Below are 15,913 nucleotides of genomic sequence, written 5' to 3' on the forward strand. Positions count from 1 at the left end.
GGGTTCGCCAACATGGGCGTGGGACCATGATCAGCAAAGGACCTTTGAGAGCCTGTGAGAGAGGGGTCTCATGCAACCGTTCCCCCTGAGCGGGCCGTGGTACCGAATTCAGGCGATCACCGCACCGTCGCGTACGTCGTCGGCGGAGTGGGACTTCGTCAACGTCCTGCCGGCGGTTCTCTCCGCCGCGCAGCGGGACCGGCCGTTCGTGATCGGCTGGCTGTCCCGGGGTTCCGGGGCGCCGCTCGAACTGATCACCAACGCCGGGCCGCTGACGCCGCCACGCCCGCCGCGCCGGGCCGCCGCCACGATCGAGGTCGTGCCCACCGGGCCGCAGCCGCTGCTGTTCCCCGGCGGCGCCCGCGGCGTGGAGATCGGCGACGACTGGCTGGCCGACCTCGCCGACCTGGTCTGGACCCCCTGCCCCGGCCGCCAGGCGCCGCCGCTGGCCGGACGCCGTGAACCGGAACCCGACGACTCCAAGCAGCCGACGCTGTTCGAGTCCACCCTGACCACGCTGATGTCACGCCCGTTCGGCTGGGTGGTCGTGGCCGAGCCCACCGACTTGCTCGACGCCGAGGTCGCCCACCTGCGCACCCAGCTGAACGTGCTCCGCCAGTACGGCGACGCCTCCGAACGTTCCCGCTACGACGCCGAGCGTGCCGAACGCCGCATGCAGGAGCTGGACGCCTTCCGCGAGGCCGGGCTGTGGAACGTCCGGGTTCTGGCGGGAGCGGCGGGACCCGAGGAGCTCCGGCAGATCGCTCCGGTTCTGGTGGGTTCGGTGGAGATGAGCCACCATCCGTACCGGCTGCGCAGCGCCATGGCGGGTCCCGCCCGGCCGAACGCCGTCGAGCCCGTCTACGGCTTCAGCGAAGCCCTCAACGTCAACTTCCAGGACCCCACCGACAGCGCCGCCGCCCCATTCGCCGCCACGGCGGGCGCGCTCGCCGCCCTGGCCGGGCTGCCCCGGCGCGAGGTCCCCGGCGTCCGGGTGCTGGACACCGGCTTCTTCGACGTCACCAGCGAAGCCGACAGCACCACCGGCGAGATGATCGACCTGGGCGCGATCATGGACGGCCAGGAACGCGCGGTCGGCACCTTCCGCGTCCCCCTGGCCACCCTGAACCGCCACGCCTTCGTCACCGGCGCCACCGGCTCCGGCAAATCCCAGACCGTACGGCACCTGCTCGAACAGCTAACCAGAGCCGGAATCCCCTGGCTGGCCATCGAACCCGCCAAATCCGAATACTCCGCCATGGCCGGCCGCGTCGAGCAGTACGCGCCGCTGACCGTGATCAACCCCTCGTCCCCCGACAACGTGCCGTTCAGCGTCAACCCGCTCGCCCCCGAACCCGGCTACCCCGTGCAGGCCCACATCGACATGGTCCGCGCCCTGTTCATGGCCGCCTTCGACGCCGAGGAGCCGTTCCCGCAGATCATGTCGCTCGCCCTGCAGCGCGTCTACGAGGCCAACGGCTGGGACGTCGTCACCGGCGGCGGCATCCCCGGCGCGGCCGTCCAGCCCGCCATCCCGACCCTGGAACAGCTCCAGCAGCACGCCCTGGAGGTCATCCAGGAGATCGGGTACGGCAACGAGGTCCAGGCCGACGTGGAAGGGTTCATCACCCTGCGGCTGCGCTCGCTGCGGGTCGGCTCCGCCGGGCGGTTCTTCGAGGGCGGCCACCCGGCCGACATCGGCGGCCTGCTCCAGCGCAACGTGGTGCTCGCCATCGAGGACGTCGCCAACGACGAGGACAAGGCGTTCCTGATGGGCACGCTGATCATCCGGATCGTGGAGCACCTGCGCATGCGGGCCAGGCAGGAGAAGTCCAGCGGCCTGCAGCACGTGATCGTGATCGAGGAGGCGCACCGGCTGCTCCGCGACCGGGGCGCCCAGCGCGCCTCCACCCACGCCGTCGAACTGCTGGCCGGCATGCTGGCCGAGAGCCGCGCGTACGGCGAGGGCATCATCGTGGCCGAGCAGATCCCCACCAAGCTGGTCTCCGACGTGGTCAAGAACACCGCGCTGAAGGTCATGCACCGGCTGCCCGCCGAGGACGACCGGCAGCTGGTGGGCGCGGCCATGAACCTGAGCGAGGAGCAGTCCCGGCAGGTCGTCTCGCTGCAGCCGGGGTTCGCCGCCGTGTTCGCCGACGGGATGGACCGGCCCCTGCGGGTCCAGGTGCCGCTGGGGGAGGACCGGGAGCAGGTGCTGCTCGGGCCGACCCCGCCGATCTGCGGGCGGCGGTCGGCGGCGTGCGGGCGCGAATGCCGTACGGGGAAGGCGTGCACGCTGTTCGAGGTGCGCGAGGCCGACCTGCTGGCGGGGGCGCCGGAATGGGCGTGGCTGCGGATCTGGACGGACACGGTGGTGCTGTCGTTCGTGGCCAACCGTTCGCTGCCGGGGGTGCCGCGCATCCTCGCCGACATCTGGGCGGAGCTGCCGCCGCGGCGGCGGGAGTGCCTGCTGGCCACGCTGGTGGAGCGGAGCGTGGCGCGGCGGGCGTGGTCGCTGCGCACCTGGTTCGACCCGACGCTGCTGACCGAGAAGGCCGCCGAGGTGGCCGCCGGGCTGCTCGGGGCCGCGACCGAGACGCCGCCGGTGGCCGCGGGGGACCGGCCGGGGCCCGCCTGGGTGATCCCGCAGATCCGGTGGCTGCACGAGGTCGACCGGCTGTTCCCGTTCGGGCATCCGGCGCCGAACCTGCGCAGCCCGGCGCCGACCATGGAGTACGCGCTGTTCGGGACGGACGCGTCGGGCCGGCCGTACGCGCATCAGGGGGTGAACGGCGGGGTGGAGACCTCGGGGCGGACCGAGCTGCTCGGGCATCGGGCCAAGGCGTTGCGGCACCATCCGCTGTCCATGGAGGTGGATCGGAACCGGGCGCTGGCCTGGCGGGTCATCCTCGGCGACGACGAGCACGAGGGCATCCAGAAGGACATCGTCACGGTCGCCATCGGGGTCGAACCCCGGGAGCGGATCCGGCATGTCGCCCAGACGATGGGGGCGGGCTGGCTGGAGACCGTGCTGTCCTGGCCGCGCCGGTTCGTGCTGCCGTTCGACGGGGACACCCCCGCCGAGCTGTCCTTCGCCGAGGCACCCGTTTCTTGACCTTCTGGCGCGGCTAGGATCTCGGCATGAGTCAGCGCGATGAGGAGAGGGCCCCGTGAGCCAGTTGCCGCTGCGGGCGCAGCTCGCCAGTGCCCTCGGGCGGACGGCCGCGACCCTGTCCCGGGCCACCGGGCGCGGCGACGGATCGGTGATCGGGGGCCGGGTGGGGCTGCTGCTCGAACCCGACCTGCTGCGGAAGCTGGCCGCCGACCGGCGGCTGGCCCTGGTCAGCGCCACTAACGGGAAGACCACCACCACCCGGCTGATCACCGCCGCCCTGCGCGAGCTGGGCGATGTGGCCAGCAACGCCTTCGGGGCCAACATGCCCGCCGGGCACGTGTCGGCGTTGTCGTCGAACAAGGCGGCGCCGTATGCGGTGCTGGAGGTGGACGAGAAGTACCTGCCGGAGGTGCTCGACACGACCGAGGCCGGGGTCGTGGTGCTGATGAACCTGAGCCGGGACCAGATGGACCGGGCGGCCGAGATCTGGCTGCTGGCGCAGAAGTGGCGGCGGGCGCTGGACGGGAAACCGGCGCATGTGATCGCCAACTGCGACGATCCGCTGGTGACCTGGGGGGCGTCCACGGCGGCCCGGGTGACCTGGGTGGCGGGGGGGCAGCGCTGGCGGGAGGACTCCTGGTGTTGTCCCGAGTGTGGCGGGCCGCTGGATCGTAAGGCGGCGGACTGGGCGTGCCGGGAGTGTACGTTCCACCGGCCGGAGCCCAACTGGGTGCTCGACGACGAGGACGTGATCGATCCCCGGGGGGAGCGCTGGCGGCTCAACCTGAAGCTGCCCGGGCTGGCCAACCGGTCCAACGCGGCCATCGCGCTGGCGACCGCGGAAGCCTTCGGGCTCGCGCCGCATCAGGCGCTGCCCCGGCTGCGGGAGGTCACCTCGGTGGCCGGGCGCTATACGACGGTGGAGCGGGACGGGCGGTCGTTGCGGCTGCTGCTGGCCAAGAATCCGGCCGGGTGGCTGGAGGCCTTCGACGTGTCCAGCGCGGCGCGGCCGATCATCCTGTCGGTCAACGCGCAGGGGCCTGACGGGCGGGACACGTCGTGGTTGTGGGATGTGGACTATCGCATCCTGAACGGGCGTCCGGTGCAGGTGACCGGGGAGCGGCGGCTGGATCTGGCGCTCCGGCTTGACGTGGCCGAGGTGCCGTTCACCCTTCGTGACTCCTTTACCCAGGCGGTCGATGCGTTGCCGCCGGGGGAGATCGACGTCATCGCCAACTACACCGCCTTCCAGGCGATCCGGACGGAGTTCGGCCGTGCAGAGTAGCTTGCGAATTGTCTGGATTTATCCGGATTTGTTGAGTACTTATGGGGATCAGGGGAATGTGCTGGTGCTGGAGCAGCGGGCTCGGCGGCGGGGGATCCCCGTCGAGACCGTGCACGTGCGCTCCTCTGACCAGGTGCCCGAGCAGGGCGACATCTACCTGATCGGCGGCGGCGAGGACCGGCCGCAGATCCTCGGCGCCGAACGCCTGCGCCGCGACGGCGGCCTGCACCGCGCCATCGAGCGCGGCGCCGCCCTGCTCGCCGTCTGCGCCGGCTACCAGATCATGGGTTCGGTCTTCGGCGGCGAGGAAGGCCAGCCCGTCCCCGGCATCGGCCTCCTCGACATCAGCTCCAGCCGGGGCGAGCGCCGCTCCGTCGGCGAACTCGCCGCCGACGTCGACCCCGAACTCGGCGTCCCCACCCTGACCGGCTTCGAGAACCACATGGGCGTCACCCATCTCGGCCCCGGCGTGAAACCCCTCTCCAAGACCATCGTCGGCACCGGCAACGGCGACGGCACCGAGGGCTGCCACGCAGGCAAAATCATCGGCACCTACCTCCACGGCCCCGCTCTCGCCCGCAACCCCGGCCTCGCCGACCTCCTCCTCCGCTGGGCCGTCGGCCCTCTCCCCACCATGGACGACACCTGGTACGACCGCCTCCGCCAGGAACGCCTCTCAGCGGTCCTGCCCTAACAGGCGCGGCTTTTGCCCCACTAGACGAAGGCCGTGACGCCCTCGTATTCCCCCACCGGGGCGGCGCCGACAGTCTCGTACTGGAGCAGCAGCAGGCCATTCGCCGTCACTTCGTGGCGGACGAGTTGGAGGCCGACGGGTCCGCTCGGGTGATCGAGCAGCCGCCGTCCGGAACCGATCACGGTCGGGGCGACGACGAGCCGGAGCGTGTCGACGAGGCCCGCCGCCAGCAGGGCGTTGCCGAGTCGCGCGCTCCCGTGGATCTGGAGTTCCCGTCCTGGCCGCGCCTTGAGTTCCCCGACGGTCTGAATCGGGTCGCCGCGGAGCACGGTCGTCGGGTGCCAGCTTCCCTCGGTGAGGGTGTTGGTCACCACGTACTTCGGTAGCGAGTTCATCCGCTTGGTAAACGGATGTGCGGAACGAACTCCCTCCCGTCCTCGCTCAGTCGCGTCACGAACGCGCCGCCGGGCCGGACGTCCAGCCGGTCGACGCGGCACACGGCCGGAGCCGGGACCCACCACTTCTCAAAGCGGGACGGGTCGGTCCACGCGCCCCACACAACGGCCCGGGGGGCGCGGATGACCCGCTCCAGGGCGAGGTCAAGATCGGGGTTCATCATTGCTTCTCCTTCGGATCGGTGACGAGGCGTTCGAGCCGGTCGGTTCGTTCCTCCCAGATCCGGCGCTGCTCCCCGAGCCAGTCGTCCACGAGAGCGAGCCGGTCGCGGTTGAGCACGCAGGTGCGCACCCGGCCGACCTTGACCGTGCGGATCAGGCCGTTCGCCTCGAGCGTCCGCACATGCTTCATGAAGGAGGGAAGGGTCATCGGGAACTCGCGGGCGAGATCGCCCACGCTCGTCGGGCCGCGGCCAAGACGCCGGATGACGCCACGCCGAGTCGGGTCGGCAAGGGCGACGAACACGCCGTCGATCTCCGCCGAATACTGTGCCATACGGCTAAGTATGGCCCGCCTGAAACACTTAGCGCAAAGGCAAAGTATTGAGGCCGTCCGGCCATAGCGGTGGCAAGCCATAGACCCCACCACCCCAACCACAGTGGGGAGTCGCCAGCCCATACTGGAGCTTCTGCCAGGCACCTACCCGAGGTCGTCGTTTCCGGTCAGAATGCCACTGCCGCTCTTGGCGCCGATACGGCGAGAACCGTCACCCTGCGTGAACGGCGCCGGATAACGGCGAGTAACTCGGCGGCCTGCTCATTCCGCTGGGCGCTCTCAGTACACGAGTGCTTGCGCGCCTTCCTGGAGGACTTCTTCCACGAAAGTGGGCGCGCCGGCGATTCGGACGCCGGGAAGGACGTCGTCCGGGGTGATGCCGCGGCGGGCGGCGCATTGGGTGCAGAGAGTCACCTGGCCGCCGGCCAGGACCGCGTTCAGCAGGTCCTCAAGTGGGGCCGCCTCGGGCAGGTCGAACTCTTTGGCCCGGCCCGGCAGGGCGAACCAGGCTGACTCGCCCGTCAGCCAGAGCGATACCGGAACCCCGCTGACCAGGGCCGCGGTCGCGACCGTGAACGCCTGGTTGCACCGCTCGGGTGCGTCGGTGCCCGCTGTAACCTTGATCACCAGTTGGCGTGTCATGGGGAGAGCCTACGCCCGGGCACTAGGCTTGACGTCCATGGACGTACATCCCGATCTCGAACCGATAGCCTTCCTGCTGGGCCGCTGGGAGGGCGCGGGCGTCATCGGCTATCCGTCGATCGAGAGCGCGAACTTCGGCCAGGAAATCCTTTTCGGCCACAACGGCAAGCCGTTCCTGACGTACGAGAGCCGGAGCTGGCTGCTCGACGCCGACGGCAACAAGGTCCGGCCGCTGTCCCGGGAGGCCGGGTTCTGGCGCATCCAGCCCGAACGGCAGCTCGAAGTCTGCCTGGCCCACCCGACCGGCATCGTCGAGATCTACGTCGGCGAGGTCGTCTTCCACAAGATCGAACTCCAGACCGACGTGGTCGCCAGAACCGCCTCCGCCAAGGAATACTCGGCTGGCCGCCGCATCTACGGCTTGGTCAACGGCAGCCTTATGTACGCATACGACATGGCCGCCGTCGGTCAGCCACTCCAGTCCCACGCCTCGGCCGAACTCAAGAAGGCAGCCGAGTTCACCGGCGAACCGTGACGGAAATTTAGGATCTGCCACATGAGCAACCCATTCACCGACGAGGCCATCGCGGCGATCAAACGACACATGAACGACGATCACGCCGCCGACGCCCTACTGATCGTCCGCGCCCTGGGCGGCCGCCCGAACGCCACCAAAGCGATCACCACCAACGTGGATGGCGAAGCGATCTACTTCGAAGCGGACGGCGACGAGATCCGAGTCCCCTGGAGCACGACACTGACCGAGCGCGCCCAGGTCCGCGCCGAGGTGGTCAAACTCTACGAACAGGCCTGCGCGACCCTGGGAGTGCCCACCCGTGGACCTCACTGATCCGGGCGATTTCGCTTCTGCGCAGCGTTGGCAGAGGCTGCATCGATCGACTCGGCAGCGGTGCGGCCTGGCTGTGCGCGCCGGCGAAGTCGCCGGAGGCTGCCAGGCCGCACTCACTTTTGCGGGGACTATCTGGAACGGGCCGTGTTTCTAGTTGCCGCCCCGGTTCAGCCAGGCGCGGACTGAGCCGCCGTCATAGACGACCAGATAGTCGGCTTTGCCGTCACCGCTGATGTCGGCGAACTGGACGTACTGGCGGGGGTAGTTGGACGCGTAGGCCCAGTTGTAGCGGGCCTGGAAGCTACCGTTGCCCCCGCCACCGCGGTTGAGGAAGGCGTGCACCGAGCCGTCTGCGCCGACCTGCAGGTAGTCGGCCGGGCCGTCACCGTCGCCGTCGGCGAACCGGACGGCTTCCAGCGATGACCCCTGGGTGCCGCCGGCCCAGTTGAGCCACAGCGCCCAGTCTGGGGGCTGCGGCTGGCTACTGACTTGCTCGCTGGTGGGGTCCCACATGTTCCGGTACACATGGACCGCGCCCTCCGCGCTGACCCGCAGGATGTCGTCGCGCCCGTCTCCGGTGACGTCCGCGAATCGGAGGTTGTTGCGGCTGAACGAATCCTCGCTGAAGACGGTCCCCCAGTGGACGAATTTAAGCTTGTTGTCCGGCCCGGGGAAGTTGATGTAGGCCCGTACCTTGCTGTCGGAACCGACCGCGAGGTAGTCGTCGCGTCCGTCCCCGTTAAGGTCGGCGAACCGCACCTCATCCCCATGGACATCGGTTCCCGGGGCGTACGTGCCCACGTTCACCCAGTCGGGTTGCCCGGGGGTGCCGACGGTGTTCACCGATGCGCGGAAGCTGCCGTCCGCGGCGACCTGAAGGTAGTCGGCCCGCTGGTCGCCATTGAGCTCGGCGATGATCGTGCGGCCTATCCTGGTGCCGTATCCGGGCGCGATCACGCCCAGCGCGCGCCATCCCGCGCCCAGAGCGGTCTCGCCGGACCCGACGGGATTGTCCCCCGGGTCGCTGGACCCGATGGGAGAGTCCCCCGGGTCGTCGTCGACGGGAGAGCTCGCCGGGTCGCAGCCGTTGGCTTCGTTCTCGGGCAGCGGGGTCTGAATCCAGCCCTTGGCCTCCGCGGCCATGAAGGCGTCGTACCAGGCGTCGGCCATCTTGGCGTAGCCCGCGTCCGTCGGGTGCGCGTCGTCCTGCAGTCCGTCGCTGACCAGCACCCGCCTCATGCTCACCAGAAGTACGTGCTTGCCCTCGCTTTGCAGGTCCTCCACCATGTCGGGCAGCGCCGCGTTGTATGCGTCGATGCGCGGCTGTAGCCCGGCCTTGCCGGTCGGGATGAGCTGGGCGACCAGCACCGTGGCACGTGGTGAGTGCGTCAGCGCCTGGTTGATCAGCTTCTTGAGCCGGGTGGGCGCGGACGGCAGGTTGTAGTTCTGGTTCATGTCGTTGGTGCCGGCGTGCAGGGTGATCATGTTCGGCTGGTACCGCGGCACGGTGCAATAGGCGAAGGCCGCGATCTCGCCGATCCGCTTGCCCGGGTGACCCTGGTTGTCGCGGTCGCTCATCGAGCCGGCCTGCACCGACCCGACGAAGTCAACACTGCTCGCGATGCCCTCCAGGTAGGCGTACAACTCGTCGCGGTAGCCGTTCCCGTCGGAACTCTCCACGCCGTAGGTGATCGAGTCTCCGAGCGGCATCACCCGCAGTGAGAGTGAGGAGGCGGTGATGGGGATGCCACGCCGGTGCGCCTCGCGCACGATCGCGTCCCAGACCAGCTCGGAGAGTTCCACCCACTTCTCACCGGCGCTGTTGACGAGGTTGCTGATGGTCTCGCCCGCCCATCCTCTGATGGACACGGCCAGGTCCTTCAGCGTCCTGCCGACCCTGACCGCCGTGCCGGGCAGGGCCTTGCTCATCCAGTTCTTGCCCAGGTCCCAGCCGGCTCCGGGCAGCAGCGCCGCGACCAGCCCGAACGCGAGCGCTTCGGCCCACAGTTGCGGATCATTGGGCGCTCTGCCCGCGTAGTAGGAGGCCACCATGTACGCGCTGAAGGCCGCGATGCCCTGGGAGACGGCCGAGCAGACGTTGATGAACAGCGCGCTGGCGGGCGGGGCGGCGAAGGAGACGCAGAACGCGAAGACGGCCACCCGTACGCCGACCGTGGCCATCAAGACGACGACCGATCGCCACCACCATCCCCAAGACGCCTCACCGACGTCCGCGGACGGGATGACGATCGCGAGCCCGTCACTCGTCGCCTGGAGCGTGCCGTCGACGTCGACGTCGTCATAGTCGCTGATGTCGACGATGTCGGCGATGTCCGTCGACGCGCCCTCGAAGTTCTCCCGCTGCCCGTTCAGCACGGCGAGCGCCTGGTCGCTCAGCGAGACGCCGGGCTGGTACACCTCGTCGATCGCGTCCTGCATCATCTCCTGGGTCACGCCCTCGAAGGCGAAGCTGATCACCAGGTCGTCGTCGGCGGCCACCAGCGTGGCGTCGGCGAGGACGGCGTCCTCGCCGCAGAGGACCTCCATCCCCATTGTGCCCGCCGGCGCGGTGGTCTGCAGCGCACGTGGCAGACCGCACTCGGCCGTCGCGGACCGCGGCTGGGCGGGAACGCGAACAAGACTCAAGGTCAGGACCAGGACCAACCCGCTCGCGATCGCGCGAATGGCGAAGCGGACCATGCCGCGCCGGGCTCTCGGTTTCACTCAGAGCTCATTTCCGCTGTCGCTGGGGTGTCAGGCCCCAGTGACAGAGACACCACGATGGACATGATCAAGGCCACACGGCCAGTCGTTCTTCGCGTATTCACGCACACCTCCACATTCGGGGTTGATCATGTCCAACCGAGACAAGAACGGGGTGAATCGCCCGTTAACACTCACGGGTGGTTATGACAACCGGCGGCCAGGTGGCCGGCGGCCCGCGAGAAAGCCGGATGCGACGTGACGTGTGTCGTCGATGAAGACGAACTGGCCGGGAACTGGAGACTCCTCAATGAGGAGATGGAACTGCTGACGGGGCAGTGCGTGGACGCCCGCGCTCGGCGCCGCCCCGGACACCCTCGCGGGGTCCGTCGCCCGGGTCCCTAACTGGCCAGTCTCCGGAGGAGGCCCTCCAGATCGCGCTCGCCGTCGGGGGTCTGGGCGCCGTGGGCCAGTCCGTCGCGGATCAACTTTGTGGCCGCAGGGCGCATGATCTGCCCCGCCCAGGCGTCGTTCTCCCGCAGGAGCCTGTACGACTGGACGGTCGACCACGCGGACGAGATCCAAATGCACCAAATGGAATACGACCAACGCATTCAGAGCTGAGAACTTGATTTGCACGCCCTGGACGTGCGAGTTCTGGCGCATGGCGGGCGGCGAGCGCGGCCGCGGTGACTACGAGAGCTGGCGCCAGGGACCACCGTGCATGCGGGCACTGCTCACTCGCTGCCGTGTATGGCGCGCTCACCTTCATCAGCTTTCTCGCTGGATCAGCTGAGCGTGGGAAGGTCGCCGCAGTCTGCTCGGTTGACGGTGACGCCGGGCAGGCCCTCGGTCCAGCGGGCTGTGATCTCGGTCAGGGTGGGGGCGTCTGGCGGCGTGTGGCCAAGGCCTAGCGCGAAGCGGGTCAGTTTGGGTTCGGTTTCGAATGGGCGGGGCCAGGCGTGTACGTCTGAGGCTCCTGCGCGTTCGAGGGCGGCGATGAGGGCTCGCATTCGGCCTCGGGCTTTGCCCATCTCGCCCTTGATTGTCACGATTGCCCAGGCTGCGTGGCGTCGGTGCATGGGTGGTGGCGAGAGTAGCTCGTCGGTGCTGGTCGTTTCCCAGGCGCGATAGAGCTCCTGGGTTAGTAGGTCGCGTCCGCCTATGGTCACCTGATCGCTGCATGGGCGTACGGGGGCGGTTGGGGTCATGATCTGCACGGGTGCGTCGGAGAAGGCAACTGGGCCGAGGGTGATTGGCTCGCGCCAGTCCCATGCGGCCCAGGTGGCGAAGAATGTGCGCAGCAGGTCGTCTGATGGGAGGTCGGGCGTCTCGCGTACCGTCTGGGCCGCAAGGATGGTCCAGGCCAGCCCGGAAAGACCGCCGAACGGAGCCGAGTCCAGCCCTCTGGCCCGTGCCCATGCCTTCACCTGGCGAGCAAGCCCGACAAATTCGGATTGATTTCCATCGACCGCTGTAAGGATCGCGTCCGCGTCGCTAACCGCACTCAATGCGATCGCGGAACCCTCATCCAACTCACCCCGACGAGAAACCGCCTCCTCAGGGGCAATATCCCCGACTCCGACAACAACCAGATCGATATCCAAGTCCCGCACTCGCATCCGCAGCCCCGGCACGCGCGCACCTATTACCCGCCGCATCCCCTTCACCTGCGGAAGCGCCTCCACCACACGCGCCTCCACCTGCCCAAGATCGACCACTCCAGGCAGCACCGCGACCAGATCCAGATCCGCCCCAGCCAGCTCACAGCCCAGCCGCCGCGACCCGACAACATGAACCACCCCTTCCCCCAGACAATCCCGAACCCGTGTAACCACGTCCTCAACCCGCAGCTCCCGATGAATTTCCGGCACGGGAGGATCATTGATCCACCGGAGTTCGCCGGTTCCCAAAGCGATAGCGGCGCGGGGGCGCATGGGCTCGTCGGCCCGGCGGGAAAGCAGAACTATTTCGCCGACGTGGGCGGACATGGGGTTAAGGCGAGGATGGCGGTCGGGGTTGCGAGTTTTGCCCAAGGTCAGATGGGGGGTGAAGGTCTCGTGGTGGGCTTGGTGAGCGGGGAAGGTGTGTTTGAGGGCGTGGTGGAGGGTGGCCCATGATTCGGGGGCGCCTGGGTTTAGCCAGATTGTGGTGTTGTCGCGGTGGTGGAAGGTGTGGATGCCGTGGAGGAGGGCGGTGAAGGGGGAGATGGTGGAGGCTGCGGTTGTTAGGAGGGGGGCGGCTGCTTCGAATGAGGATTCTGGGATAAATCCTGATATCAGGGTGACGTGGGGTGGCCAGCGGTCGAATTGTGGGTCATGTTTGGTGCGGATTTCCTGAATGGGGGGCCAGAGTTCTTTCGGAGGGATCCAGACGATCGCCGTTCGGGCGGTTGATGGCGTAGCGGGGGTGTCCTGGCCAGCGGTGATATGTGCCCATGTGGGCGCTCCAGTAGTGGCTTCTGTCCTTGTGTGCGGTCTAGGGGTGATTCCTGCCTGTGCGTGCGCTTCGGAGGGGGTGTCCGCAAGGGTGTTCTGGTCGATGGTGATGTCTACGGCTAGGCCGTAATGGTCGGAGATGAACAGGTTGTCGTTGGTTGCGGGGGAGTCGCCTAGGAGGGTGGCGGTGGTTGGGTTTAGGGCAGGGCTGCGGAGTAGTACGCGGTCTATTCGGGCGGGGCGGCCGCGGAGGGATTGGATGGCGGCCAGGGGGTTCTTGGTGGGGTCGAAGGTTGGGGTTTTGTCGGAAGGGCCGTGGACTTCGGTCCAGGCGTCGCGCATGGTGAGAGTTTTCTCGGGGTGGCCGTCGTCGTTGAAGTCGCCGATCAGGATCAGGTCGGCGTCCACGGGGAGTAGGCCTTCGGCGATGGTGGCGAGTTCTGATTCGCGTTTGATGGGGCCGTTCTGGGCGTAGTCGCTGGTCAGATGGGTGGTGGCGAGTACGACGCGGCCGGTGGCGAGTTCGAGGGTGATGGCGGAGAGGGCTTTGTAGGGGCCGTAGGCGTGGATGCCGGCTTCGCGGACCGGTAGGCGGCTGAGCAGGAGAAGTTTGTTCTTGGCGATGTTGTCGGCGCAGAGGGTGTAGCTGTCACGGACCCATGGGGTGCTCTGGATGAGGTCGAGTAGTTCGGTTTCGACCTCCTGGAGCGCGATGATGTCGGCGTCGGCTTGTTCCAGGGCGTCCACCAGGAGCGGCCTGCGGCGGGCTGTTTCGATCTGGTCGCTGAAATACCGGTCCCAGAGGGTGTTCCAGGTCAGAACGCGCAGCGTCGTCGGTGGCCAGGTGACCGCGACGGGTTCCGCTGGAGTCCAGCCCGAATGCGGATCCCAGGAGAGCGGCGTCGCCGCCGTGAAGAACGGTGCGTTCAGCTTGCGGGGATCCTGGGCACGACCGGCCGACGAAGTGTTGACCACATCCAGCCCGCTCGCCCGATCCCACACCGTTTCGCCGTCCGCTTCGACGAACATGATCCGGTGCCACGGGATATCTCCGCCGGGGACGAAAGCGGGCAACGGCACTCGCTTGGGGGCGGCTCCGCGCACGTTCACTCCGAGCACGAAACGCGCCGGGTCGAACCGCGGATCCCAGCGGATCTGGTGGTAGATCTCCTCGCTTGTGCGCATGGTCAATCCTCCCCGTCGAGGGTTCCGGCTGTGTCGAGTACGGTCCCCTCCTCCCCGATGTACCAGATCCGGTGTGCTTCGCCCGGAAACGGAGGGCCGAAGCGGCGAAGCTGGCTGGTGAGGACGTTCGCGGGGACGGGGTACGGGCGATTGGCGTTACGCTGCACGACCACGTCCTCGCGAACCAGCATGACCGCATAAGTCGTCAACGCGTCCCGGCGTTGGGCCGCCTTCAGAAGCACCGAACGCTGGCGACGATTCAGCGCGGTGGCGTCCCAGATGACCGTTCCGCCACCCGCGAGGAGCGTGTCCAGCCGCCGCAGGGCGTCACGGTAGACGGCGGGGTTGGCCTGCTGATCGGAGCGTGACCCGCGGGCTTCGCGGAGATCGTCGAGTGAGACGATCGGGTCTCCGCGACCTGCGGCGAAGGTGCTCTTTCCGCTGCCGGAAGGCCCAACGGTGACGATCAGCCGGGGGAAGTCGCCGGAAAGCCGGCGCCAGTTACGCGCGATGCCTTCCTCGGGCGTGCTGATCCGTCCCATTGCGTACGCCTCCCGAGTCTCCGCCCAGCATCGGTCCGCGATGTCGCCCTTTCCGCCGAGCTTTTCGCGCAAGCCCGTACGCAATGCCGCGAAGGGTGCTTCACCGAGGAGGCCGGATTCTTCGGTGTGGAGTTCTGACCATTCGACCTGTTCGCGGGCTTCCAGGGTGGTCGCGAGAGTGGCGGCGATGGCGTGGAGGATTCCCAGGTCGGTGGCGAAGGCCAGCCGTACCAGGCCGGAGCGGCGGGATTCGTCCGGGAAAGGGTCGTGGAGTTTGGTGTGCAGGCCGACGAGGTCGGCGATGCGTCGGGCGAGGGGCATGCCGAGTGGTGCCACCAGGTGGGGGGCCAGCCAGGCTCGGCGGGTGGCGTGGAAGAGGGTCGCGAGGACTCCCGCCAGGCGGGCGTCGCCGGTGCGGCCCAGCACGTCGAGCCGGGTGGAGATCTCGGTCAGGTCGACGGGTTCGGGGACGTCTATCCCGGTCGCGGTGAGCAGGGCTTGCGCGTCTGGGGATGATCCTGATCGCAGGTCCCAGAGCGCGGCGGTAGGGCTCAGGCCGTTCTCGATGACGGGTGCGAGCATCCAGTGCGCGTCTGTTTGCACGTGGTTGGGGCGGACCCATTTGGCGACACGATCGGCGAATTCGTCGCGGGTGAAAGCGTCGGCAGTCCGTACCACATAGCCTTCCTGGCGACTTTCGTCCAGGCGGAGAGTGTGTAGGGCCCGCTCGTCGAAGATGCCACGCCAGAGCACGCGTGGAACGGGGATGCCGAGCTTTCTGGTGAAACGTACGGTCTGGTCCCAGTCCAGGCATTGGTTGCCGTTCCAGACGGAGAAGGCGTAGAACCAGCTTTCCAGGCCCTGGTAGGGGATCGAATGCCGGGCGAAGAGGTTCTCTCCGCAGATGCGCCAGCCTGGTGGGATTGATCGGGCTATCCGGGCGTGCAGGCTTTTGATCCACGTTCGGGAGGGGTGGTGTGCGGAATCCAGTGAGCGGGCGTGCAAGCCGTCGGAGTACATCGTCGTGTTCTCGCCGTCGAGTTTCTCGGTGACGACGATCTCGCGGCCTTCGAAGCCTGTCAGGCGGGGGATTCGGACGTCGTCGGTGACGACTCCCGGGGACCAGGGGAGATGAGGGGTCCGGGGGTAGGGGATTCGCATGACCATTCCTGCGCGTACCGTACATGACTGGATACTGAGCGGGATGGGTGCGAGGCAGAGAAAACCCCGGGCGCGCTCCGCGTCGCGGCTGGTTGCAACCTGTCGACGTGGGTCGGCTGGACCAATGGCGGAGGATCATGTCCTCGGCCGCCGACCGCCCGGGGTTCCGGTGTCTGTCTGGATTTACGCTGGTTGGCGTAATCCGGAGCTGGTCCGGTTCGCCAGTCCTAGCGGACAGCCACCTCGCTAGCCCAACTATGATCAACCATTGTTCGGACCACCTCCTCTCTGCGTGATTCGCAGGCTATGCGAGCTCTGCGAGTCGGGCAAGCGAATAAACTCGCTGC

Annotated in this window: 12 protein-coding genes; 5 read left to right on the forward strand and 7 right to left on the reverse strand. The window is 68.0% G+C overall.

The features are described from left to right. Positions 1-70: 70 nt before the first annotated feature. The 3 genes from ABGB08_RS07145 to ABGB08_RS07155 are packed head-to-tail and all read left to right on the forward strand — an operon-like array spanning position 71 to position 5,094. Entirely contained in the window at positions 71-3,115 is a 3,045-nt protein-coding gene (locus ABGB08_RS07145; protein WP_347587565.1) for a helicase HerA-like domain-containing protein, read from the forward strand. A gap of 55 nt (positions 3,116-3,170) precedes the next feature. Then, positions 3,171-4,400 carry a MurT ligase domain-containing protein gene (locus ABGB08_RS07150; protein ID WP_155343227.1) on the forward strand — a complete coding sequence of 410 codons (1,230 nt, stop codon included), beginning with the start codon at positions 3,171-3,173 and terminating at the stop codon, positions 4,398-4,400. After that, on the forward strand, positions 4,390-5,094 hold the full coding sequence (locus tag ABGB08_RS07155) for a glutamine amidotransferase (RefSeq protein ID WP_155355574.1): 705 nt from the start codon (positions 4,390-4,392) through the stop codon (positions 5,092-5,094). The genes ABGB08_RS07150 and ABGB08_RS07155 overlap by 11 nt, the downstream gene beginning before the upstream one ends. A gap of 20 nt (positions 5,095-5,114) precedes the next feature. Here the strand turns inward: ABGB08_RS07155 and ABGB08_RS07160 are convergent, their stop codons facing one another. The 4 genes from ABGB08_RS07160 to ABGB08_RS07175 form a co-directional block, all read right to left on the reverse strand. Further along, complete coding sequence (locus tag ABGB08_RS07160; protein WP_347587566.1) at positions 5,115-5,489, reverse strand: dihydrofolate reductase family protein; 375 nt, start codon at positions 5,487-5,489, stop codon at positions 5,115-5,117. After that, positions 5,486-5,713 (reverse strand): SRPBCC domain-containing protein, encoded by a 228-nt coding sequence (locus ABGB08_RS07165; protein ID WP_347587567.1) that lies wholly within the window; start codon positions 5,711-5,713, stop codon positions 5,486-5,488. Before ABGB08_RS07165 ends, ABGB08_RS07160 begins: the two co-directional genes overlap by 4 nt. Further along, on the reverse strand, positions 5,710-6,045 hold the full coding sequence (locus ABGB08_RS07170; protein ID WP_347587568.1) for a metalloregulator ArsR/SmtB family transcription factor: 336 nt from the start codon (positions 6,043-6,045) through the stop codon (positions 5,710-5,712). The genes ABGB08_RS07165 and ABGB08_RS07170 overlap by 4 nt, the downstream gene beginning before the upstream one ends. A 279-nt stretch (positions 6,046-6,324) precedes the next feature. Then, a complete protein-coding gene (locus ABGB08_RS07175; RefSeq protein ID WP_347587569.1) occupies positions 6,325-6,687 on the reverse strand; it encodes a DsrE family protein in 363 nt (120 codons plus the stop codon). A 37-nt stretch (positions 6,688-6,724) separates the two neighbouring features. On the opposite strand from ABGB08_RS07175, the gene ABGB08_RS07180 reads away from it, so the two are divergent. Beyond that, positions 6,725-7,222 (forward strand): FABP family protein, encoded by a 498-nt coding sequence (locus ABGB08_RS07180; protein ID WP_347587571.1) that lies wholly within the window; start codon positions 6,725-6,727, stop codon positions 7,220-7,222. Positions 7,223-7,243: 21 nt separating this feature from the next. Beyond that, positions 7,244-7,537: a DUF2470 domain-containing protein gene (locus ABGB08_RS07185; RefSeq protein ID WP_347587573.1), complete on the forward strand. Its 294-nt coding sequence runs from the start codon at positions 7,244-7,246 to the stop codon at positions 7,535-7,537. 150 nt (positions 7,538-7,687) lie between these two features. On the opposite strand, the gene ABGB08_RS07190 is transcribed toward ABGB08_RS07185, so the two are convergent. From ABGB08_RS07190 to ABGB08_RS07200, 3 genes are all read right to left on the reverse strand, one after another. Then, entirely contained in the window at positions 7,688-10,261 is a 2,574-nt protein-coding gene (locus ABGB08_RS07190) for a GDSL-type esterase/lipase family protein (RefSeq protein ID WP_347587575.1), read from the reverse strand. Positions 10,262-11,028: 767 nt separating this feature from the next. Then, positions 11,029-13,863 (reverse strand): poly(A) polymerase, encoded by a 2,835-nt coding sequence (locus ABGB08_RS07195; protein ID WP_347587577.1) that lies wholly within the window; start codon positions 13,861-13,863, stop codon positions 11,029-11,031. A gap of 2 nt (positions 13,864-13,865) precedes the next feature. Then, positions 13,866-15,566 (reverse strand): RNA ligase family protein, encoded by a 1,701-nt coding sequence (locus ABGB08_RS07200; RefSeq protein WP_347587579.1) that lies wholly within the window; start codon positions 15,564-15,566, stop codon positions 13,866-13,868. Between the last annotated feature and the right edge of the window lie 347 nt (positions 15,567-15,913).

The sequence above is a fragment of the Acrocarpospora sp. B8E8 genome (assembly GCF_039871605.1).
Taxonomy (GTDB): domain Bacteria; phylum Actinomycetota; class Actinomycetes; order Streptosporangiales; family Streptosporangiaceae; genus Acrocarpospora; species Acrocarpospora macrocephala.

Bases quoted from the DNA above. Each gene is read 5' to 3' on its own strand.
- ABGB08_RS07145 (WP_347587565.1), top strand. From the start codon at position 71: ATGCAACCGTTCCCCCTGAGCGGGCCGTGGTACCGAATTCAGGCGATC.
- ABGB08_RS07165 (WP_347587567.1), bottom strand. From the start codon at position 5,713: ATGATGAACCCCGATCTTGACCTCGCCCTGGAGCGGGTCATCCGCGCC.
- ABGB08_RS07185 (WP_347587573.1), top strand. From the start codon at position 7,244: ATGAGCAACCCATTCACCGACGAGGCCATCGCGGCGATCAAACGACAC.
- ABGB08_RS07170 (WP_347587568.1), bottom strand. From the start codon at position 6,045: ATGGCACAGTATTCGGCGGAGATCGACGGCGTGTTCGTCGCCCTTGCC.
- ABGB08_RS07200 (WP_347587579.1), bottom strand. From the start codon at position 15,566: ATGCGAATCCCCTACCCCCGGACCCCTCATCTCCCCTGGTCCCCGGGA.
- ABGB08_RS07180 (WP_347587571.1), top strand. From the start codon at position 6,725: ATGGACGTACATCCCGATCTCGAACCGATAGCCTTCCTGCTGGGCCGC.
- ABGB08_RS07160 (WP_347587566.1), bottom strand. From the start codon at position 5,489: ATGAACTCGCTACCGAAGTACGTGGTGACCAACACCCTCACCGAGGGA.
- ABGB08_RS07175 (WP_347587569.1), bottom strand. From the start codon at position 6,687: ATGACACGCCAACTGGTGATCAAGGTTACAGCGGGCACCGACGCACCC.
- ABGB08_RS07195 (WP_347587577.1), bottom strand. From the start codon at position 13,863: ATGCGCACAAGCGAGGAGATCTACCACCAGATCCGCTGGGATCCGCGG.